23 protein-coding genes are annotated in these 21,846 nt (G+C 48.0%); 12 read left to right on the forward strand and 11 right to left on the reverse strand.

Translation table 11 applies throughout. The features are described from left to right. Positions 1-576: a YajG family lipoprotein gene (locus ACQUQM_RS08420; protein ID WP_432474025.1), complete on the forward strand. Its 576-nt coding sequence runs from the start codon at positions 1-3 to the stop codon at positions 574-576. Positions 577-730: 154 nt separating this feature from the next. Here ACQUQM_RS08420 and ACQUQM_RS08425 read toward each other — a convergent pair whose 3' ends face one another. Next, positions 731-1,399 (reverse strand): DNA-3-methyladenine glycosylase I, encoded by a 669-nt coding sequence (locus ACQUQM_RS08425; protein ID WP_432474026.1) that lies wholly within the window; start codon positions 1,397-1,399, stop codon positions 731-733. A 3-nt stretch (positions 1,400-1,402) separates the two neighbouring features. After that, entirely contained in the window at positions 1,403-1,807 is a 405-nt protein-coding gene (msrB, locus tag ACQUQM_RS08430) for a peptide-methionine (R)-S-oxide reductase MsrB (protein WP_432474027.1), read from the reverse strand. Between the two features lie 209 nt (positions 1,808-2,016). Here msrB and ACQUQM_RS08435 point away from each other — a divergent pair, with 209 nt between their 5' ends. The 3 genes from ACQUQM_RS08435 to ACQUQM_RS08445 all read left to right on the forward strand — a co-directional run bounded on the left by ACQUQM_RS08435 (position 2,017) and on the right by ACQUQM_RS08445 (position 4,780). Continuing rightward, positions 2,017-3,234: a pyridoxal phosphate-dependent aminotransferase gene (locus tag ACQUQM_RS08435; protein ID WP_432474028.1), complete on the forward strand. Its 1,218-nt coding sequence runs from the start codon at positions 2,017-2,019 to the stop codon at positions 3,232-3,234. A 157-nt stretch (positions 3,235-3,391) separates the two neighbouring features. Next, positions 3,392-3,760 carry a hypothetical protein gene (locus ACQUQM_RS08440; RefSeq protein WP_432474029.1) on the forward strand — a complete coding sequence of 123 codons (369 nt, stop codon included), beginning with the start codon at positions 3,392-3,394 and terminating at the stop codon, positions 3,758-3,760. Positions 3,761-3,955: 195 nt separating this feature from the next. Next, complete coding sequence (locus ACQUQM_RS08445) at positions 3,956-4,780, forward strand: HDOD domain-containing protein (RefSeq protein WP_432474030.1); 825 nt, start codon at positions 3,956-3,958, stop codon at positions 4,778-4,780. A 96-nt stretch (positions 4,781-4,876) separates the two neighbouring features. On the opposite strand, the gene ACQUQM_RS08450 is transcribed toward ACQUQM_RS08445, so the two are convergent. Further along, positions 4,877-5,356: a hypothetical protein gene (locus ACQUQM_RS08450; RefSeq protein WP_432474031.1), complete on the reverse strand. Its 480-nt coding sequence runs from the start codon at positions 5,354-5,356 to the stop codon at positions 4,877-4,879. 47 nt (positions 5,357-5,403) lie between these two features. Continuing rightward, entirely contained in the window at positions 5,404-6,348 is a 945-nt protein-coding gene (locus ACQUQM_RS08455; RefSeq protein WP_432474032.1) for a class I SAM-dependent methyltransferase, read from the reverse strand. Positions 6,349-6,518: 170 nt separating this feature from the next. On the opposite strand from ACQUQM_RS08455, the gene htpX reads away from it, so the two are divergent. Then, positions 6,519-7,406: a protease HtpX gene (htpX, locus tag ACQUQM_RS08460; RefSeq protein ID WP_432474033.1), complete on the forward strand. Its 888-nt coding sequence runs from the start codon at positions 6,519-6,521 to the stop codon at positions 7,404-7,406. A 378-nt stretch (positions 7,407-7,784) separates the two neighbouring features. Then, complete coding sequence (locus ACQUQM_RS08465) at positions 7,785-7,982, forward strand: hypothetical protein (protein WP_432474034.1); 198 nt, start codon at positions 7,785-7,787, stop codon at positions 7,980-7,982. Positions 7,983-8,352: 370 nt separating this feature from the next. On the opposite strand, the gene ACQUQM_RS08470 is transcribed toward ACQUQM_RS08465, so the two are convergent. Then, positions 8,353-10,782 (reverse strand): YgiQ family radical SAM protein, encoded by a 2,430-nt coding sequence (locus ACQUQM_RS08470; protein WP_432474035.1) that lies wholly within the window; start codon positions 10,780-10,782, stop codon positions 8,353-8,355. Positions 10,783-11,025: 243 nt separating this feature from the next. On the opposite strand from ACQUQM_RS08470, the gene ACQUQM_RS08475 reads away from it, so the two are divergent. After that, positions 11,026-11,190 (forward strand): oxidoreductase-like domain-containing protein, encoded by a 165-nt coding sequence (locus ACQUQM_RS08475; protein ID WP_432474036.1) that lies wholly within the window; start codon positions 11,026-11,028, stop codon positions 11,188-11,190. Positions 11,191-11,217: 27 nt separating this feature from the next. Here ACQUQM_RS08475 and selD read toward each other — a convergent pair whose 3' ends face one another. Then, positions 11,218-12,261, reverse strand: a complete 1,044-nt coding sequence (gene selD, locus ACQUQM_RS08480) for a selenide, water dikinase SelD (protein WP_432474037.1) — start codon at positions 12,259-12,261, stop codon at positions 11,218-11,220. A gap of 122 nt (positions 12,262-12,383) precedes the next feature. Here selD and ACQUQM_RS08485 point away from each other — a divergent pair, with 122 nt between their 5' ends. From ACQUQM_RS08485 to ACQUQM_RS08495, 3 genes are all read left to right on the forward strand, one after another. Beyond that, positions 12,384-12,872 carry a thioesterase family protein gene (locus ACQUQM_RS08485; protein ID WP_432474038.1) on the forward strand — a complete coding sequence of 163 codons (489 nt, stop codon included), beginning with the start codon at positions 12,384-12,386 and terminating at the stop codon, positions 12,870-12,872. Positions 12,873-13,092: 220 nt separating this feature from the next. After that, positions 13,093-14,082: a hypothetical protein gene (locus ACQUQM_RS08490; RefSeq protein ID WP_432474039.1), complete on the forward strand. Its 990-nt coding sequence runs from the start codon at positions 13,093-13,095 to the stop codon at positions 14,080-14,082. A 276-nt stretch (positions 14,083-14,358) separates the two neighbouring features. Beyond that, complete coding sequence (locus ACQUQM_RS08495; protein ID WP_432474040.1) at positions 14,359-14,697, forward strand: hypothetical protein; 339 nt, start codon at positions 14,359-14,361, stop codon at positions 14,695-14,697. Positions 14,698-15,018: 321 nt separating this feature from the next. Here ACQUQM_RS08495 and ACQUQM_RS08500 read toward each other — a convergent pair whose 3' ends face one another. Continuing rightward, a complete protein-coding gene (locus ACQUQM_RS08500) occupies positions 15,019-15,345 on the reverse strand; it encodes a hypothetical protein (RefSeq protein ID WP_432474041.1) in 327 nt (108 codons plus the stop codon). Between the two features lie 223 nt (positions 15,346-15,568). Here ACQUQM_RS08500 and ACQUQM_RS08505 point away from each other — a divergent pair, with 223 nt between their 5' ends. Then, positions 15,569-16,384 carry a ferritin-like domain-containing protein gene (locus tag ACQUQM_RS08505; protein ID WP_432474042.1) on the forward strand — a complete coding sequence of 272 codons (816 nt, stop codon included), beginning with the start codon at positions 15,569-15,571 and terminating at the stop codon, positions 16,382-16,384. A 21-nt stretch (positions 16,385-16,405) separates the two neighbouring features. Here ACQUQM_RS08505 and ACQUQM_RS08510 read toward each other — a convergent pair whose 3' ends face one another. The 4 genes from ACQUQM_RS08510 to ACQUQM_RS08525 form a co-directional block, all read right to left on the reverse strand. Next, positions 16,406-16,888: a hypothetical protein gene (locus tag ACQUQM_RS08510; protein WP_432474043.1), complete on the reverse strand. Its 483-nt coding sequence runs from the start codon at positions 16,886-16,888 to the stop codon at positions 16,406-16,408. A 50-nt stretch (positions 16,889-16,938) separates the two neighbouring features. Then, complete coding sequence (locus tag ACQUQM_RS08515; RefSeq protein WP_432474044.1) at positions 16,939-19,104, reverse strand: sensor domain-containing protein; 2,166 nt, start codon at positions 19,102-19,104, stop codon at positions 16,939-16,941. A 7-nt stretch (positions 19,105-19,111) separates the two neighbouring features. After that, the gene (locus ACQUQM_RS08520; protein WP_432474045.1) at positions 19,112-19,711 is read right to left on the reverse strand and encodes a cysteine hydrolase family protein; all 600 of its coding nucleotides are present in this window, start codon (positions 19,709-19,711) and stop codon (positions 19,112-19,114) included. A gap of 137 nt (positions 19,712-19,848) precedes the next feature. Next, positions 19,849-20,739 (reverse strand): LysR family transcriptional regulator, encoded by an 891-nt coding sequence (locus ACQUQM_RS08525; RefSeq protein WP_432474046.1) that lies wholly within the window; start codon positions 20,737-20,739, stop codon positions 19,849-19,851. Between the two features lie 153 nt (positions 20,740-20,892). Here ACQUQM_RS08525 and ACQUQM_RS08530 point away from each other — a divergent pair, with 153 nt between their 5' ends. Beyond that, positions 20,893-21,843 (forward strand): glutathione S-transferase family protein, encoded by a 951-nt coding sequence (locus ACQUQM_RS08530; protein ID WP_432474047.1) that lies wholly within the window; start codon positions 20,893-20,895, stop codon positions 21,841-21,843. The last annotated feature ends 3 nt before the right edge of the window (positions 21,844-21,846 follow it).

The raw sequence follows: 21,846 nt of genomic DNA on the forward strand, positions 1-21,846 counted from the left end.
ATGAACAGAAACACTCTAATTTTAATCGCTAGCCTGCTATTACTGGGCGGCTGCAGTACATTTCAACCACATCAGATTAATCTGACATCGATTCATCCTGCAATCAGTCCGCAGCACAAACTCTCCGACTCACAACAGATTGAGGTGGAAAGCCAGGATATGCGTAGCTCCTCACTTATCGGTTTCCGCATCAGCCGTCTGAGTGACCGGGCAGAGGTTAACCTGCCACTGCCAGCGACAAAGGCTCTTTCAGAAGCCGCTAAAGTCGCCCTGGTAAAACTCGGTGCCACTCCGGCAGCTGACAACGGAACCGCAAAAATAACAGTAAAACTTGAGGAGCTAAGTTACACCGCCACTCAAAAAGCCCTTCAGACAGTCGATCTTAGCGTCACAATCCAGATCAATGCCGAGCAGTTTAATGAAACATTCAGCGGTAGCTACACTACTGATAAACAGTATCAGTATGCGACCACTCCTTCACTGCAAGATAACGAACAGATGGTCAATGAAGTCATAACACTCAGCATAGGCAGAGCCTTTAATGACCCGAAACTGATCAGCTTTCTTAAAAACTAAGTCTATTTCTGCGTTCCAAAGCCCGGTGTCATCACAATTATTGCACCGGGCCTCCTGCCCCCAGGCTAGCTAAACCAACCTATTAACAAACGGTGTATTGTCACACTACTCCCACCAAGCTTTTTATTACCAGGCTTTTATTACCAAGCTTTTATTACCAACCGACAGTATAAGATAGCAATCGGCTGATGTGGGCCATCGGTCGGCCTGACTCCTGCTGCCACTGATTAAATGCATCCTGTACCTTTTTCAGATCCCTTTTCGCAGTTGGCGCCTTATCAATAATGCCTTGCGCCTTAAGCGCAGCAACCACATCATCGGTCAGCAAAAAAGTATCTTTGCCCGCCTGACGAAGAAAATATGCGCCAGAGCGACCTCCCAGCTGCTGACCTTGTTTTTTAAGCAGCGCCCAAAGCTCGGTTATCTCTTGCTCCGGCCAGTCCGCTATCAGATTGGCAAAACTACCATATTGCGCCGCAAACTCAGTCACCATGAGCGCATTAGCCCGCACGGATTTAATCTTCCCCCAGTGACGAATAATAGCTTCATTCTGCATCAGGTTTTCTAACTGCTCATCGCTCATCAATGCAACTTTATGCGGATCAAACCCCCAGAACGCCAGCTCAAAAGCGGGCCACTTGCCATCGACCACAGAGTGCTTCAACCCGGCCCGGAAAACCCGTCGCGACATCTCTGATAACAGCCTGTCATCACTGATCATACGTATCTCATCGGCCGTTCTGATCTGAGGCAACAACGCTTCAATATCTTCACCAGACTTATGCGCGCTGACATGCTCATAAAGCCACTTAAATGATTTCACTGCTTACTCCTCCGGAGTTGAAAAACCCAATGCGACGGAATTAATACAATAACGTTGCCCGGTTGCTGTCGGGCCATCGGGAAACACATGTCCAAGATGCGCACCACAACTATTACAGACTACTTCTGTGCGGATCATACCGTGGCTGCTATCCCGGTTCTCAGCAATGTTGTCACTCTGCAAAGGCGCATCAAAGCTGGGCCAGCCACAACCGGCATCAAACTTTGATTCAGAACCAAACAGAGCCTCGCCACAGCAAGTACAGTGATACACACCATTATCAAAGTGCTGATCATATTGTCCGCTGTGCGGTCGCTCGGTCCCCTTCTGACGACATACATAATATTCATCAGGGGTTAGTTGCTGCTGCCACTCCTGATCACTCTTTTGTTTCTTATAATTTGTCATAGCGTCCACCGGTGCTGATTTACCGCTCTATTCTGCCCGACTGATACTGTTTTTGGCTGGGAAAGAGCGTATTATTGCCAACCTCTGGTAAAGATTTGTTATTACAACGGGTAAAGGCTTGTTATAACAGAAAAAATTACCGATCAAATATCTGAATATTGATACTGAATCATATTCCATTACAGGACAGCTCTACAGGGTTAATTACCATGTCAGTTATAAGAAAATCGAACAAGCTGATCAATGTCTGTTATGACATCCGCGGACCCGTTCTTCAGGAAGCCAAACGGCTTGAAGAAGAGGGACAGAGAATCATCAAACTGAACATCGGTAACCCCGCCCCATTTGGCTTTGAAGCCCCGGAAGAGATCGTTCAGGATGTCATCTACAACCTGCCTACAGCGCAGGGTTACTGTGACTCCAAAGGCCTCTTCTCCGCACGTAAAGCGGTGATGCAGGAATGCCAGAAAAAAGGCATCAGCAATATCGCAATCGAGGACATCTATCTGGGCAACGGTGTTAGCGAACTGATCGTTATGGCAACCCAGGGTCTGCTCAATGACAATGATGAGCTATTGATCCCGGCACCCGACTACCCTCTCTGGACAGCAGCAGCCAGCCTGTCAGGCGGTAATCCGGTGCATTACCTATGCGACGAGGAGCATGACTGGGCTCCGAATATTGATGATATTCGCAGTAAAATTACCGAACGTACTAAAGGTATCGTGGTAATCAACCCAAATAACCCGACCGGTGCGGTCTACCCTGAATCGGTTCTGAAACAGATCATGGAGCTTGCCCATGAATTCAGCCTTATCGTCTTTGCCGATGAGATTTACGACAAGATCACTTACGATGAGGCAAAACACATTCCGCTGGCTTCTCTCAGCGACGAAGTGTTCTGTATCACCTTCAACGGTCTGTCTAAAGCTTACCGTGCGGCAGGCTTTCGCTCCGGCTGGATGGTTCTCAGCGGACCTAAGCATCATGCTCGCGACTACATCGAAGGCCTGGACATGCTCTCTAGCATGCGCTTGTGCGCCAACGTACCTGCTCAGCATGCCATCCAAACCGCACTAGGCGGTTATCAGAGCATCAATGAGCTGATCATACCCGGCGGCAGACTCTACGATCAGCGTGATATTGCCTGGAAAATGATGAACGAAATACCTGGCGTTTCCTGCGTCAAACCAGAAGGCGCTATGTACCTGTTTGCCAAGCTGGATCCGTCCATTCATCCGATCAAAAACGATGAAAAGATGGCCCTTGATCTGTTACTGCAACAGAAAGTTCTGATTGTCCAGGGCAGCGGCTTCAATATGCCTGACACACAACATTTCCGCCTGGTATTTCTACCAAGGGAAGATGAACTTTGCGATGCGATTGAACGCATAGGCACATTCCTGAAAACATACTCGCAAGAGTAATAAAGCAAAGCGATCTCATATCGTAAAATGGAGATCGCTTTTTTTATTTTCCAAAGCATGCCTATACTCTGTAATATTTTTGTTATAAAACAGACATATACTCTGGCAACATTCAATCAGACCAGAGCTCACAACAACTCGACTTCTCGGAATCAGTATGTTTATTAAGATCAAGAAGAATTGCGGCATCTATATGGAACATAACGGGATGGAAAAGAACCACATCATCCCGGTTACCAGTAACTTTCTGCTTAATCTGAGCCAGGCGGCAGAGATCTCCTTCTACACTATCAAAGAGACTAAAACCCGTTACGACCTGGAGAACCACGAAATTTCTGTGCCCCCGCACACTCGCGTAATCCACCTACAGATGACCTATCGCTACTCCAGCACTAAAGAACGTATCGGTGATACCAAAGGTACTATCGTCGAGCGTAATTACTACAAGTTCTATTTCATGCCGGAAGAGATGGGTCAGTACGACGAGCTGCGCGCCCATATCGAAAACCAGGTTCTAAACCTGTAATAAGCACATATTCTCTGCAGTGCGGCCTGCATTCGGCAGGCCGCACGCAACTCTTCTGCCACACAACCTCCCCAAACTGAGTTTAAACTCTGTTGCAAAGTCATTGACTTAGGCTGAATCTATTAATCACTTATTACCGCGGCAGCAACTCGGCAGCGGTCCGTTGAATAGCCTGATATTGTCTAAGGAGTGGCTATGGAAGTCAGTGAACTATTGCAACAATCCGCTAAGTTACCGAATGTGCCTGATGTCGTCCGGGAACTAATCCAGCAGTTAAACAACCCCAATGCCGATTACGGCTCTATCGCCGAAAAAGTTACTAAAGACCAGACCCTGTCGCTAAAGATTTTACGACTGGTCAACTCAGCCCACTTTGGCCTCAGCCGAAAAGTGTCCTCCATTGACGAAGCGGTGGTAATGCTGGGTATGGTGCAGTTAAAAACCATGGTTATTGCCTCAGGTATTGCAGGCTCTGTAAAAGAAGTCGAAGGACTGGACCTGAAAAAATTCTGGGCCGAATCTTTCAGGGTCGCGACCCTTGCCAAATGGTATGCCGAGAAAACCGAGAAAGTTGACCCTGATGTCGCCTTCACCGTTGGCCTGATCCATAACATTGGTCGCTTACTGCTGCACATTGCAAAACCCAAGCTGGCCGAAGCGATTCAGAAACGGATCGAAGAAAGTAACTGCAGCCGATCCGCCGCAGAGATGGAACGCCTCAACTTCACCACCCCACAAGCGGGTCAGGCGCTGCTGCAACACTGGCAGTTCCCTGCAGATTTAGGGGAAGCGGTTCTGAACCATAAGCGGCCTCTGGAAGCTGAAAATCCAACCCCATTAAGCGCCGTCGTCAATATCGCTTGCTATATTAATGCCTGCATTCGCAAAGAGCGCAGCATTGAAGAGGTTATTGCCCGCTTCCCGAGGGATGAGGCTGGATTCGCAGGATTGCCAAGAGAAGTTATCGACGAAACCGAAACTGCAATGCAGATCGATTCAGGACTCGACAGCCTCCTTTGAACCTAAACAAGAAGCAGAACCTGAGTCACAACCTGACTCAGAACGACAAAGGCAGCCACTGGCTGCCTTTTTTAATTGAAGATCATACTCTGAGCGCTAGTCAAAAAACTTCACGTAACTGATCGCCTGTAAGATATGCTCAACATCCTTCATCGCCCGATGCCGGCGTAGCTGCGTTTTACAAACAAAATGATATTGCACCAACTCTTCACCGGTCAGCACCGTCTCCAACCCCTGTAAACGAAAGGCCATTTTAACACCGGCTTCGTCAAACAGGCGGGTTAACCAGAAATGATCAAACTCCCGGGCATCACTGAGCACATCATTACCTTTAAGGGCTTGGTTCATCCGCTCACAAGCAGCGGTTACCGCAATACCGTCACGTACCAGCTCGGTACGGCAAATGCCATGCATCTCTTCGGCAAAGTCATCCCAATAATTCCAGTCACTTGCAGTCTCCGGGTTGATAAGAAAGCTATCCGACTGGTTATCCGCGGTACTCTTCCAGGCGACTTCGACCGGATAAGAAAGGGGACCAAGGCCACTGGCCTCAAGATCGAGACAGATTAACTCCATTACTTAACCTAACTTTTTATACATCTTTATAAATACTCAACCCACAACTAGCGTGTTACCGATACCGCATCATCTGTCCGGGTAAACAACAATACTTTCAGGGCTTGCTCAGGATCGGCATCAGGAAAATCAACCGGATTATCGATCCGCTTTGTAAATGTAAACTCTGGACAGCATTCCTGCATTAATTGATGTAGGAAATCCGTCTCAAGTTGAGGAGAATTCAAACAAGTCAGAACCTGAGAACCCGGCACAGTAAGGTCAGGTAACTTACGTAACACCTTTTTGTAATCATTGCTGGCAACAAAACTACCACGCTGAAAACTAGGCGGATCAATAATTACCACCTCATAAGGCCCTTCCCGCTTCAACTTGCCCCAGGAGCGAAACAGGTCGTGGCCAAGAAAGCTGACTTTCTGCATAGGGTGCTGGTTAAGACGATGATTCTCCCGCCCGGTATTCAGCGCCCCCTTACTCATATCCAGATTTACAACTTTCTCAGCACCGCCGGCAATGGCCGCGATTGAGAAACCACAGGTATAGGCAAACAAGTTCAACACTCGCTTACCTGCGGCATTATCCTTGACCCAGCGTCGCCCTTCACGCATATCCAGAAACAAGCCACTGTTTTGATTTTTCAACGGCTTTACCCGGTACTTGAGCCCAAGCTCCTGCACTTCAATATGATCCGGTAAGCCACCAGCCAATTCATCCCACAGCACCTCTATACCGTCTTCCCGGCGGTAACGGTGTTGAACCAGCACTATTTTAGGACGAAGGTCAGCATCCAGTTGACGGAAGAACTGCTCAAGCTGTTCCAGATAACCAGGTTCAATCTCATCAAACAACCGGATGATGGCCACCGGAGGTAACAGATCGATAATAACCTGATCGAATCCCGGATAGCATCGCCCACGACCATGAAACAATCGTCGCACTTCACCATCAGCCAGAATCAGCTGCTCAGCAATGACTTTTAAAACTGTCTGCATAACACGGTAACTCACTGTTCGCGCCGGAAGAATATCCCGAAAATCGCGATTATAGTGCTCCATAACTTCCCGGGCCAGTTTTTCTTATGCACTTTTCCTGGTCTGCCTTGAAACTTTTCCCTGTTGCCTATATCTATAACATCATCCTAACTAAAAGAGCTTCTGATTCTATGATGCGCATTGTGCTTTTCCTGATGACCAACCTGGCAATTATTCTGGTCGCCAGTGTCACACTCAGCCTGCTGGGTGTAGGTTCTATTCTGCAGTCAAACGGAGTAGACCTTGATCTCGGCAACCTGCTGGTATTTTGTGCAGTATTCGGCTTTATTGGCTCATTCGTCTCACTGCTGCTATCTAAGTTCATGGCCAAAAAAGGCACCCGAACTGAAGTCATCACTCAACCACGTAATGCTGATGAGCAGTGGTTAGTCGACACGGTAAAAGAGCTGGCTGATCAGGCGGGTATCGGTATGCCCGAGGTTGGCATCTTCCCGGCGCAGCAAGCCAACGCCTTTGCCACCGGATGGAACCGCAACAGCGCGCTGGTCGCAGTCAGTATTGGCCTGTTACAGCGCTTTCGTCGTGAAGAAATACGTGCAGTACTGGCCCATGAAATTGGTCATGTTGCCAATGGCGATATGATTACACTGGCGCTGATTCAGGGCGTGGTTAACACCTTTGTCATGTTCTTTGCCCGTATCATCGGACACTTCGTCGACCGCGTCGTGCTTAAAAATGAGGAAGGCCATGGTATTGGCTACTTCATCACAACCATCGTAGCGGAGATAGTTCTTGGTATTCTGGCTTCGACTATTGTTGCCTGGTTCAGCCGCAAGAGGGAGTTTCGTGCTGATGAAGCCGGTGCAAAATTCGCATCACCCCACGCTATGATTGGTGCTCTTCAGCGCCTGAAGGCAGAATCCAACGTACCCGACCAGATGCCGGACACTCTGACCGCTTTCGGTATCAGCAGCCACATGAAGAATGGATTTATGGCAGCTTTCGCATCACATCCACCACTGGATGATCGTATTGCAGCTCTGCAGCGACTCAGCTAAATGCTTTTGATATACCCACTAAACGCCCTTCCGGGCGTTTTTTTGTACTATCAGAAAGCGACTGTAGTTCATCGCACATTTTTTCTAAGACAAGGTCTGTCTAAAACCAATCATCTCTAAGACAGAACCTTTCTAAGACAGAGCCACTAGCATTTATAAAAATATATGCCAGACTTTTTGCTCAAAAAATTCTCATAATTACTACTCATTTCTATAAGAATTATTCATTTTCTCCTTTGCATTTCTTGTCCCATAATCTGGTTAGACGCGAACCTGTGAGGCACACGGGTTTGATCATGTGAAACGCTGGCATTTGACGGATTCACAACAGTATCCGGCAGCATTTTCCCAACCTATTTACATGTGAAGAGCGAAGCCATGACTGACGATAAAGCAACCAAGACGCCAGAAGAGACCATCGACTTAGAAGAAAGCTGGGACGACAGCGGCAACGATGTAGAACTGGACGCAAAAGAGAAAAAGTATTGCTGTGACGCTGAGAAAAGACGCCGTATTGAGGCGCTTCGGGAACAGCAGGAATTAAAACACGAACTGCGGGAATTTTACGACGACTGAGGGCGGAGTCTCCGCCCTTATCTCATCAACGCAATGCTTCTCACCCAACAGCCTTAACCAAAACGTCACCTGATTGTCACAGAGCATACATATGAAAACGGTTTTATTGCTCTATCAAACTGACAACTTCAAGGTATAGAACAATGAGCAGTAAAATTCGCCTGGACGATCTGCCGATCGAAAACCTGGATGAGTTCTTTTTCACCGGCGTGGAACCCGAACGGCAGATCCCCCCCCGCGCCAAAAAAGAAAGCGCGAGATGATCGATGACTATATAGAGGCTCGCAGCCTGAAGCGCCAGCTCAGCGAGTCTTACGAACTCTGTTAAGCAGAACCGGTGAGCTAACAGCAACCCGGTTAACAAGCAATATTAGCGACTGCGTTGCGGCCTGGACTTACCGGCCGCAGTACGGCTCTTAATTCGCGCCTTAACAGTGTCGTTGCCTGATTTCTTAGCCCCCGAACTCTTAGCAGCTGTTTTTTTAGCCACTGCCTTATTAGCTCCTGAACTCTTAGCCCCTGAACTCTTAGCCCCTGAACTCTTAGCCCCTGAACTCTTAGCTCCTGAACTCTTAGTTCCTGAACTCTTAGCTCCTGAACTCTTAGCCCCTGAATGCTGCGCAGATTTTTTAGCGTAAGCTTTAGCGGGACTCTTGCGCCCCCTACCTTGCTTAGCCGTCTGACCACCAGCAGCCCGCCGTGAAGAAACGTCATCTGAGTCTTCCGGGACCAGTTGGCTTGCACCACTGCCAATCAACTCAGTTCGGCCCATCTCTTTCAGCTTCAAGCGCAAGGTCGGCCAGTTTTCCTGATCGTGATATCGAAGCAGTGTTTTATGCGCCTTACGCTGCTCTTTATCCTTAGGGATATAGAGTCTTTCGCTCTTATAGGTAATCTGTTTAAGGGGATTTTTTTCTGAATAATACATCGCCGTTGCCAGTGACATAGGCGATGGGTAAAAGTTTTGCACCTGATCGACCTTAAGATCGTTCTGTTTCAGCCACAATGCCAGACTAAGCATATCTTCGTCTTCACACCCTGGATGGGCGGCGATGAAATACGGAATCAGGTACTGTTTTTTACCTGCCTCCCTGGAGAAGCGATCAAACATTTTCTTAAAGTCGTAGTAAGTCCCCATACCCGGTTTCATCATCTTGCTAAGGGTATTTTCTTCACTGTGCTCTGGTGCGATCTTGAGATAGCCCCCAACATGATAGGTAACCAGTTCCCTGACATATTCAGGATCCCGTACCGCCAGGTCATAGCGCAGGCCGGAAGCGATCGCAATATTATGGATACCCTTTATTTTCCGAGCTTTACGGTACAGCTGAGTCGTCGGACTATGATCAGTATTCAGGTTGCTGCAGATCGTCGGGTAGACACAACTGAGCTTACGACAGTTGGACTGTATCTCATCATCGTTACAATTGAGGAAATACATATTCGAGGTCGGGCCACCGAGATCTGAGATCGAGCCGGTGAAACCTGGCACTTTAACTTTTATGTCTTCGATCTCATTGAGAATCGATTCATGGGAACGACTCTGAATAATCCGCCCCTCATGCTCAGTAATCGAACAGAAAGTACAGCCGCCAAAACAGCCACGCATAATATTGATCGAGAACCTGATCATATCGTAGGCCGGGATCTTATCCTTACCGTACTTCGGATGGGGTATACGTTGATACGGCAGGTCAAATACCGCGTCCATCTCCGGCGTCTCTAACGGGATCGGCGGTGGATTTACCCAGATCTCACGATTGCCATGCTTTTGCATCAACGTACGGGCATTATGCGGATTAGATTCCTGATGCAGCACCCGGGATGCGTGAGCATAGAGCGACGGATCCTTTGCGACTTTCTCAAATGATGGCAGGCGAATATAAGTAGTTTCTTGCTTAAGCTTTTGTTTGCGCTTAAGCGGCATCGGAATAATACGTATCGGAGCAATCTCAGGATCATCCGTTGCCGACACAGAACTATCAGAACCGCACCGTTTAGTCGATGGGTCGAGTAGCTTATCAGCACCACTCTGATCATTGCCAAAGTCATACGGGTTATGCAGTTTATCTATATTACCCGGCCAGTCGATACGGGTGGAATCAAGCTCAACAAACCCGGCTGGCGCTTGCTGGCGAATATGCACAGTACCACGAAGGTTCCACATATCTGCCACAGTTTTACCTGCAGCTAAGCCGTGGGAAAGCGCGACAATAGCCCGTTCAGCATTACCGTATAACAGGACATCAGCGGTCGCATCCAGCAGTACCGAACGCCGTACCTTATCGCTCCAGTAATCATACTGCGCTATCCGCCTCAGACTCGCTTCAATACCGCCCAGCACAACTGGCACATCAGTATAGGCTTCCTTACAGCGCTGACTGTAAACGATGACTGCGCGGTCCGGCCGGCTACCGCCTTTACCCCCCGCAGTGTAAGCGTCATCATGGCGCATACGCAGATCGGCAGTATAGCGATTGATCATCGAATCCATATTGCCCGCAGTGACACCAAAATAGAGATTAGGCTTACCCAGCGATGTAAACTGATCGGCACTGCGCCAATCCGGTTGGGAAATTATTCCGACCCGGAAGCCCTGAGCTTCGAGTAAACGGCCCATCACCGCCATACCAAAACTGGGATGATCGACATAGGCATCGCCGGTCACGATGATGATATCGCAACTGTCCCAACCCAGCGTTTCCATCTCCTCACGGCTGGTCGGTAAAAACGGAGCGGTACCGAAGCACTCAGCCCAGTAACGGGGGTAGGAGAAAAGTTCTGGAGCTAATTTTTTCATCGATGATCTGTTCAGGTATCTTGCGAGAGACTGGTTATTTTCGCAGGATCATATTCACACTGGTTGTCATGTGCAAACATATCCTGCGCACTACTTGCTCACTTGCTATCCGCGCCAGCCTTAGACAGATGTGCTGTTTCGCAGCAGATAAAAATTGAGTAAAATAGTCGGACTTTTGTTTCGAAATCGAATGATACCGAAATAATACTGAAAAGAGTAGAAATAGCGACAGCTGAGCAAATTATGACCAGAGAAAAGCCGACAACCCCCGCAGACTATGAATGCTGCGAAAGCGAGTGCTCCCCCTGCGTATGGGATACTTATTATGAAGAGCTAAACGCCTGGAATGCAGAACAGAAAGCAGCTAAACAAGCCGCGGCAGCAAACACTGCAGAAAAGGAGGCTTGAGCCTCCTTTTGATTTTCCAATAACTGATTACGACTCAGAAATCACCTCTATCCGGTGCCCCTCGAAATACTCCGATAACTCACCAATCGGTTGCAAATTCAGAGCAAAGTCACGACCGATCTTTTCAACTGCTTCGCAATGTTCCGGGTCAACGGCAACCAGAAGCCCGCCGCTGGTTTGAGGATCACAGAGTAACTGCTGTTGACGCTCACTAAGAGGTCCTAATTTATCGCCATAGCTATCAAAGTTACGCTGGCTGCCTCCGGGAATACATCCCAGCTTAAGATACTGCTCAACGCCATCCAATAACGGAATTGAAGCCTCATCAAGCCGCGCCGCAACGCCGCTACCCTCACAGATCTCCAGCAGGTGCCCCAACAAGCCGAAGCCGGTAACATCGGTAATCGCTCTGACGCCATCCAGTTCTGATAACTGCCCGCCGATCTTATTCAGGGTGGTCATATTTTCAACCACCAACTGTTCATGCTCTGCACTCAGATGATCCTGCTTGCGAGCAGTGGTCAATATGCCAACCCCTATAGGCTTAGTCAGATATAACTTACAGCCCGCCCGGGCGCTGCTGTTACGTTTAACTTGTGCGGTCGCTATAGTACCCGTCACCGCCAGGCCGAAAATTGGTTCCGGGGCATCAATGGAGTGACCTCCGGCGAGGGCGATACCAGCCTCACGGCATACGGCCCTGCCGCCTTCCAATACTCTCTGCGCAATTTCTGGCGCCAATGTATTGATCGGCCAGCCCAAAATAGCGATAGCCATCACCGGTATACCACCCATAGCGTAGATATCACTAATCGCATTGGCCGCGGCGACCCGACCAAAATCATAAGGGTCATCAACGATAGGCATAAAGAAATCGGTGGTACTGATCAACGCCTGACCGTTGCCCAGATCGTAGACTGCGGCATCATCGCTACTCTGATTACCAACCAGTAAACGGGGATCATCAAATCCGGGCTGATCTGTTTGCAGAATCGTTTTCAGTACCGCCGGTGAAATCTTGCAGCCACATCCGGCACCATGACTATAGGCGGTCAGTTTTATATCACTCATTTTGTCCACTTCATTTTCCGACGACTAAAACAGTAAACCGCAATCATAACTGAAGCATTGGCAGCGGGTATTGGTAACGGTAAGATTCCCTGATCTCAATCAAACCGGGAATAACAATAAAGATGAGCAACCGAGCCCCCGTTATATACAGTACCCAAATCAAGCCCGAATGGCTTGATTACAATAACCATATGAATGTCGCCTACTATGTTTTGATCTTTGATCTGGCCGGTACCGAACTGGTCAGTCAGCTAGGTCTGAGCGTGGAAGTTACCAAAGCAACTGATATCTCATGGATGGTGCTGGAAAATCACATCACTTATAACGCAGAAGTCGTACTGGACCAGCCGGTAGAAGTCCGGTTGCAGCTATTAGATCACGATGAAAAACGCCTGCATCTCTATTTTGAGCTGTATGCCAAAAACAGTGATGGTACTGAATATCTGTCTTCTACACTGGAGCAGATGGCGATGTGCGTAGACCTCAAAGCCCGCCGCGGTTGTGCGTTTCCTGCTGAAATTGCGGCCAATATTCAACAGGTCGCAGATCGGCAAGCCCAACTGGCAATGCCTGAAAATATCGGTAGAAAAATTGGCATTCGTAAAAAATAATCTCTCGCAAGCTGAACTATCCTCTGCCCGGGATTCCTCTCTGCCCCCCCTAAGAGAATCCCCTAAGAATAGTTTGGCAAACCATCAAAAAAATCACGCTCAGATCGTGTCTTGTTTAGCATATTTTTTTAATTTAATTAGCGCTAAAGTCAGCTTATAACCTGAACCGAATCAGTATATTCTTGTCCACCTTGATTAAGACTCCAACAGGTGACGCGCAGTGAACAGGGATATTCTCAATAAAGCAGCAGAACAGGGTGTTATTTCTCAACAACAGGTTACCCCCCTGCTTGAATTTATTCAGTGCTATGATGAAACTGAGACAGAAGTTACCGATCCGGCCCACGCTGAAGAACAACTTAAGTTTATCCGTAATTTTGGCGACATTTTCATTACGCTGGGTATCGCTTTTGTCGCGGTCTCAATTTCGGCAATGGATCTGTCAGGCCTGCTCTGGCTGATTCCCACTGGCCTGTTTTTATTAACATCAGAATGGTTGGTACGAGCCCGCCGCTTGGCCTTGCCTGGTATTGCGCTACTCATATCGACCCTGTTCTTTGTCAGCCGCGCGCTGGGTATCGAAGAATTTGGTAATTCCTCGCTGCAGTTTCTGACCCTCAGCCTCTGCTCTCTGCTTTACTACCTGAGATATCGCATGCCGTTCAGCCTGATGCCGACCGCTGCAGGTATTGTTGCCGCAATTATCAGCCAGTTTGGTGTTGATATGGTTGCTCACCAATACCTGTTCAGTCTGCTGGGGGGGGCTGTATTTGCTGTTGCGATGGCATTCGATGCCCGCGACCGAAACCGCAGTCAACGCTATAGCGATTGCGCCTTCTGGCTACACTTGCTGGCATCACCACTGATCGTTCACGGGATGATGACCAGTATCCTGTTCAGTGATAGCCAGCTATTATCTTCAGGCCTGTTTAAAGAGATTGGCTTATTAATATTTTTCCTGATATTCATGCTCACCGCGCTGCTGGTTGACCGTCGCGCCATGCTGGTATCCAGCCTGGCATATGCCATTTATGCGATCTTTCAGGTAGTAGAGAATAGCCCCCTCGAAGCCGAAAACCTGCCTCTGTTTGTGTTTATTGGTTTTGGCATATTCATCGTGTTCTTTGGCACATACTGGTATAAAGCCCGTAGTCTTATTTTCGGCGGGCTCAAGGCTAGCCGTCTGGCCCGGTACCTACCCTATATCTGAAAATAATCGCATCAAGGCGACAAACTTAACAAGGCCTTAAAACGGCGGATTCTCAGTTGAAAAATGATCCAGCCAGAAATTCGGTCATTTATGAATTACAGCTTAGGCTTTAAGTAACAGAGATATTATTGGCAAGGGCTGACTTTACACTGCGTGAGGTCACCGAAATGAAATATCTATATCAGTTACTTGCAGCATTGACCCTGCTGTTTATTGCGACCACCGCTCAGGCCGATCAATCTTACAGGTTGTTCGGTGGCTTAGTGATAGAAGGCGATGATTATCAGATCTACCTGGGTGCTCCTATCCGCAGTTACGGTGGAATCAGACATAATTACCGCCATCACTATAGAGCGCCTGGTTATCGGCAATATAAACGCGGCCGCCATGATTACAGGCATCCCCACTCAAGTTATAAAAAGTACCGTCATAGAGACTACCGCTATAAGCATGACGATCATGCTATTCACCCACGTTTTTACAGAGACCGGCAGCAGAGACATCAAAGGCGCCATCGCTCAGGCTATTACAGAGCTCAGGATGGAATACGTAATGACTATCGATTGTACCGACATAGACGGCATTACAACAATTGGTGACCATCGCCTGGGGTAAAGATTGCCTGGCAAGCATTTAAAAACGCCAGGCAGAACCTGCCCGGGATCAAGTTACATAACTCCGGATTCGTTTTACAATGAACGTCTCTAACTGACCTATCTAACCGACCAACCGACCAACCGGATAAAAATTGATGACAGAACAACCTGATTCACAGCATTGCAAACAATGTGACTTCAAATTTGATGCCGGGAGAATATCCTGTCCGTCATGCGGCACTCCGGTGGCCAAAAGCGAAACTGTAAAAAATAAGCGATTTATCGGGTATTTTATCTGGCTGGTTATATTCTGCGCCGTAGTAATTTTGATAGCACCACGTTAATCACAAGGCTTACCTAACAATTTCCGTAACGAGCAATACAGCGCCCGGAGCTCAACCCAGCATAGCCAATACAGTGAGCCGGCACTGATTTTTGCCGTATTCGTTTGCCTGTCTGGCGCTCTGACAGGCTCTTCCTTATTACCGTTTACACCAGGATTACAAACATTACTCTTCTGTTGCTGCAGAAAATCCCTCCGTAACTGCGCATCGTTGGCCAGTTGAGTAAACTTTGCCAGCGCCTTACTATCCATCCCCGCCAGCATTGAGCTACGTACCTTATGCCGTTGCTGATGCAGGCGACGTATCTTTACTGTGCTCCACATATCTTAACCTTTCTGTAACTGATCATCTGTTAGAGTAGGCCGCAACCTGATAGGTTCAGAGAGCCTATATTTATCGGAAAAGTAAGCCAATTGCATCGCTCACCCGGGGCGGCCCTGCGTCGCTCCGGCCCTAATCCAGATCAATCAGTGCTTAAAAGCCCCTCCACACCCCCCGGTTAAACCGTTACAATTGCCAGCGTTTTATATTTAGCGGAGCCCCTCCTTGCAAAACATCTACGAACAGACCCGACAGGCACTACTTCTGGAAGATCCTGATCACAAGCTGGAACTGACTATGCAACTGGCAGGTCTGTGGGATGCCGGTCAGCTCGAATGGCAGGAAGGTCCGGCACCGCAGCTACTAAACGAACCAGGTCGACCGGACAAGCCGGAATTCGTACTGCCCGCCAATGTAAATAAACGAAAAATGGGCAAAGAGGAAGGTCGTGCTGCATTAATACATGCATTGGCCCATATCGAGCTTACCGCCGTTAACCTGGCGCTGGACTCCGTCTATCGCTATCGCGACATGCCGAAGGAATACTACGCAGACTGGATGCAGTGCGCCCGGGAAGAGTCCACTCATTTCCTCGCCTTGCGTGGCCGACTGCGTGAGATGGGCTACGATTACGGCTCGTTTACCGCGCATAATGAACTCTGGAATACCGCGGTCGATACCGCCCACGACATGATGGACCGTATGGGCATCATACATCGGGTGTTCGAAGCCCGAGCGCTGGATGTAGTACCCAAAACCATTACCCGATTCGACAAGTTGGGTGATCGTAAAATGGTCAGTATCCTGACTATGATTGCCAACGAAGAGATTGGCCATGTCAGTTCCGGCACCCGCTGGTTTCACCACCGCTGCGCCGAAAAAGGGCTCGATCCGGATAGCACATTCATTGAGCTGTTATGGAAATATATGAAAGGCCCGTTAAAAGGCCCTTTCAATCATGAAGCGCGTATCAAAGCGGGCTTTACTGAACAGGAACTGCAGATGATGGAAGCGATGGAAAGACCTGCGTCAAAAGACTGAACCGCTAACACCTGAGACTGGCTAAAAGGTAAGGCCGTGGGCTCCCGCCACCCCCCCTGCTACCGCAATCAGACTCAAACTTAATAAAATCCTGTGCATCCGATGAATCTTCCGAAAAGTTGCATCACTATCACGTAATGCCTGCTCTCTGAACCAGCGATGCAGGAACCAAGGCTCAAATACAAACAGAACCAGTGTAAACAACAGCCAGACCAGCGTCATCAGATGAAGCCACCAAAACTGAGGCTGCAGATAGCGTTCCCAGGCATCCAGGTAATAGAGCATATAGAAGCCACTCAGGCCAGTCACCAGGGTGGTAATCTTTGCCTGCAAGGCAAACCGCCCTTCAAGGGTCTCAAACAGCTCCAGACGCTGTTCCTTTCCCGCCAGCTGTTTTACCGCACTAAGCAATACTGTCGTGACAAAGGCCACCCCTCCTATCCACAACACTACAGCTAAAACATGCAATGCTCTGGCAGCAATAAACAGATTGAACTCGCTCATTATTTTCCTTGCGCTGCTGAAGTTTGAATTACCATAACCAAATACCCTGGTCAGTAACTTGATAGCCGATCAAGTACCTTTGCCCCCTTCCCTCTGAGTACAATATTACCCGCTATCAGATGCGTAAAAGCCTCACCGGTCAAAGGTTCACTGAAATAAAACCCCTGCACAATATCGCAATCATTGCGCTGCATAAACTGTAACTGTTGCCGGTTTTCAATGCCTTCGGCAACAACCCTCAACCCAAGGTGCTTGACCATCACCATCGTCGCTTCGACAATTGCTACATCGTACGCATCATTCGGTACATCCTGGATAAACGACTTATCGATCTTTAAAGTGTTAATCGGCAAGCGTTTAAGATAAGCCAAAGACGAGTAGCCGGAACCAAAGTCATCCAGCGCAATATTTAGCCCAAGACGCTTTAATTTATGCATTTTTCTGATCGTTTCATCAATATTTTTGATCGCAACGTTTTCGGCTAACTCAAGTTCCAATAAAGAGGAATCAATCGCTGCGTTACTGACAATAGTTTCAATCTGCTCGTTGAAGCCACGGTGTCGAAACTGAGCAGCACTGACATTAACCGAAACCCGCAGTTTATCGTGACCACTACACTGCCAACGCTTCATCCAGTCACAGGTATGGCGTAACACCCAGGTGCCGATTTCAATAATCTGACCACTCTCTTCCAACTGAGGAATAAAGTCTGCAGGCTGAACCAGCCCCTTATCCGGATGATTCCAGCGCAACAACGCCTCAACCCCTGTAATGTTTCCGCTACTAAGATTGATCTGAGGTTGAAAATAGAGACAGAACTCATCATTGACGAATGCACGCTGCAGCTCCGCTTCATAAGCCCGACGCTCATCTACCGCAACCTGCATCTCATGATTATAAAAACGGATACGATTGCGCCGTGCATTCTTGGCCTGATACATAGCAACATCGGAATAACGCATAACATCTTCAACCTGGTCGTCATCGCCAGGAAAAATTGCCGCACCAATACTCGCTGAAATATGAATACTGGTATTGTTCAGCACTATCGGGGCTGATATATACTTTTTGACCGTTTCAGCAAGCTGATCCAATATGTGACTGGCATGCTGCTTATCAGTGCCCAGGTCAGTAACGTAGATAATGAATTCATCACCACCTATGCGCGAGACTATATCTTCAGCGCGCAGATTCTGCTTTAGCCTGTAAGCTATCTCGATGAGAACCTGATCACCTGCGTTATGGCCGTGAGTGTCATTTATCAGCTTAAAATTATCCAGATCAACATACAGTACTGCCGCGAAAAAGCCGTGCCGCTTGGTCAGTGGCAATGCACTTTCCAGGTGTTCAATCAGCAAGCGTCTGTTGGGCAGATCGGTCAGCGCGTCGTGATACGCCAGATGTTTTATTTGCCGCTCAGCTTCTTTACGCTCGGTGATATCGGTAAAACTGGCAACAAAATTGGTTATCTCTCCTTGCTCACTTCTAACGGCCGTTGCGACCAGCCATTCGGGAAAAATATCGCCATTTTTCTTACGATTAATAACCTCCCCCTGCCAGCGTCCATGTTGATTCAACTCAGACCACATCTGACGATAAAACTCGGTATCGTGCTCACCGGATTTAAGAATTCCGATATTCCGACCGATCACCTCCTGCCCCGAGTAACCGGTTATCTGAGAAAAAGCCTGATTGGTACGAATAATATTAGCCTGACAATCTGTCACGACAATCGCTTCGATAGTATCGAAAGCATAAGCGGCTACTCTTAACTCGTCTTCGGCCAGGCGTCGCTCAGTGATATCACTCAAGGTACCGGTCAGACCCGAATAACGCCCGGTTTCATCTTTTACCGCCCGGATGTAAAGCTCCAGCAACAGAACCTTGCCGTTGGCAGCCGTAAAGCTCAGCTCACGACTGAAGTACTGGATATCGCCCTGAAGCAGGCGAAAAAAAGCGAGTCTACAGGCAGCCGAATCCAGCTCATGCAAGTGTTGGAACAGAGTACTGCCTATTGATTCAATACCACAAAATCCGGTAACGAACTGCCAGGCAGGATTTAAAAAAGTCCATTTAAAGTCGCTATCGATATGAAACACAACATCGCGCAGATGGTTTACCAGTTCCTGATAGCGTTTTTCAGATGCCTGAATATTTTCTATCAGCCTGTTCTGGGCCTCTACCAATAACTCATTATGGCTTATTCCATTTGCCATTTTATCCCTATATCCCTAGTTCATCTATGACGTCCTGTGATGATCTAACATTAGCATAGAGCGGCATTATTTCATTGCAATAGTATTCCTGCTCAAAGGCTGTTCGTGCAACGGTACAGTCACTCAACACCGTAACGTTAAACCCGAGATCAACCGCTTCCCTGCCCGCAGTATCGATACAAAGTGAAGTTACAGCCCCGGCGATAATCACATCTTCTATCTGCTGTTCACGCAGTAACTCGGCAAGACGAGTATTAGAAAATGCATTCAGCCCCCGTTTGCCTGGCAAGCTTATCAGATCCTGACAGTCTTGCAGCTGCGGAATAGTTTCAGCCCCCGGCTGTCCCGAACGAAAAGCGCCATTATCTTTGATAAGTTTCAGAATACCGATAGGATCATTAAGCTCACTATAATCCGGGGTAAAAATAATCGGCGTTGATGCCAAGAGAATATCTGCCTGCTGACACTTATCGATCAGCTGCAGTGTTTTATCTAATACCGCGCCCACCTGACTACTGTCTTCCAACGCACCATGCAAAATACCCTGCGCCGAAAAATAATCATTCTGATAGCCGATCAGCAACACCGCTGTTCGCTTATTGTCCATAATTCCCCCCCTCCATTATTTACTGAACCGGAGTTATAAAGACATTAGGTTAACAAGGGTATTATAAATCGTATTTTTTGTATGATTATTTCTAATACAGCATTGATAATATTAGTATTTTTCAAAAACCTGTTTAATTAACCAACTATTTCTGAATAATATTCGCTAATAAAATCAATAAACAATCTAACTTTTGCACTGAGATGTCTACGGTGAGAATAAACCGCGTACACCCCTATTTTATGGGGTGTATATTCGCTAAGAACCTGATTCAGACGACCATTTTCAATATCGGTACCGATAACAAAGCCTGGTAATAAACCCAGACCATGGCCAGCAATGACCATCTGATGCACTGCCGTTGCACTGTTCACCCGTATGTTTCCACTGACTGTAATCACCCCTCCCTCATAATCAGCAACCGGCCACCGCTCACCGCGTCTCAGGTTTGAATCGATAAGACAGTTATGATCCGCTAGCTGCTCCGGTGTTTCCGGCATAGGGTGGCGCTCCAAATACTCTGGCGAGGCACAGATCAGCAGCTCGATATCCGCCAGTTTTTTAGCAATCAATGAGGAATCCGGGAGTTCCCCGATGCGGATCGCCACATCGACCCCCTCTTCCACAATATCGACGTATCGATCAGCCAGCTGCATATTGATCTGCACGTCCGGATAGCGCGCCATAAAACCTGATAGAGGGCGCATCAGATGCAGTTCTGCGAAAGTAACCGGGGCACTGATTGAGAGTTCACCCCTTGGCTGTGAATGACTGTCCTGCACCGATTGTTGCAAGACCTGAAACTCTTCAAGCAAGGGCTTAGAGCGTTCATAGTATGCGCGACCCACAGTCGTCAACGACACTTTACGGGTAGTTCGATGCAGCAACCGGACACTCAGATCCGCCTCTAGTTGAGCGACGTATTTACTCACCAGATGCTTCGACCAGCCAAGCTTTCTTCCTGCAGCCGAAAAGCCCCCTTCTTCAGTCACAGCAATAAAGGCTTTAATACAGGTAAGGGTATCCATTTTCACACCACTGTTAACAGTTTGTTAACTATCCTATACCAAAACCCATAATTATCACGCCTTATATTTACTATAAGATAGTTACCAGTATTTAGGGTCTGAATAATCCCATAGATTATTCTGCACACAGGTCACAGTGATGAGGGTTCTTAAATGTTGGTCAACGGTATTTGGCAAGGCGATTGGCAACCGGTTCAGGAGAAGGATGATGATGGGCGCTTTATTCGGCAAACATCACAATTCAGGAACTGGATTACTGCAGATGGCAATGCCGGTCCGACAGGCAAAAGTGGCTTTCCGGCAGAGCCGGGGCGCTATCGCCTGTATGTTGCGCTGATCTGCCCCTGGGCTTGCCGGACTTTAATGACCTTGCAACTTAAAGGCCTGCAAGACTCTATTGAAGTGGTCGTGCTTAATCCCGTACTGAGTGACCAGGGCTGGCAATTTGGAGGCTACCCCGACACCGGAGCAGCACCTTTTGCCGGCTGCCAATACCTGCATCAACTTTATACTGCTGCTGATTCCGGCTATACCGGACGCGCCACTGTGCCCTTGCTCTGGGATACCAAACAGAATGTCCCGGTAAACAACGAGTCTGCCGATATTATCCAGATGTTTAACTCCGCCTTTAATCATCTTACCGGCAATGACACCAACCTTCGTCCGGCGCATTTGGAAAATGAGATCGACAACTTAAATGAGTGGCTCTATAACGCAGTCAATAACGGCGTCTATAAAAGCGGCTTTGCGACCTCTCAGCTTGCCTATGAAGAAGCTTACAACAGCCTGTTTAACGCACTCGATAAAATTGACCAATTGTTAACAGCGCAACCATTTTTGCTGGGCGAGCAGTTAACTGAAAGTGACATCCGCTTATTCGTCACCCTGATCAGGTTTGATGCTGCCTATCATGGCCTGTTTAAGTGCAACCAACGCACCATTGCCAGCTATCCCTCTCTGCATCAATACCTGAAACGTATCTATGACATTCAGGGCATCAGCAGAACCGTCAATATCGACCATATAAAGCAGGGCTACTATTCAATCAGAGCGCTAAATCCGAACGGTATAGTACCCGCAGGACCAGAAAATCTGTTTGATTAATCA

Origin of the sequence: Amphritea sp. HPY (genome assembly GCF_050870985.1) — a bacterium.
Taxonomy (GTDB): Bacteria; Pseudomonadota; Gammaproteobacteria; order Pseudomonadales; family Balneatricaceae; genus Amphritea.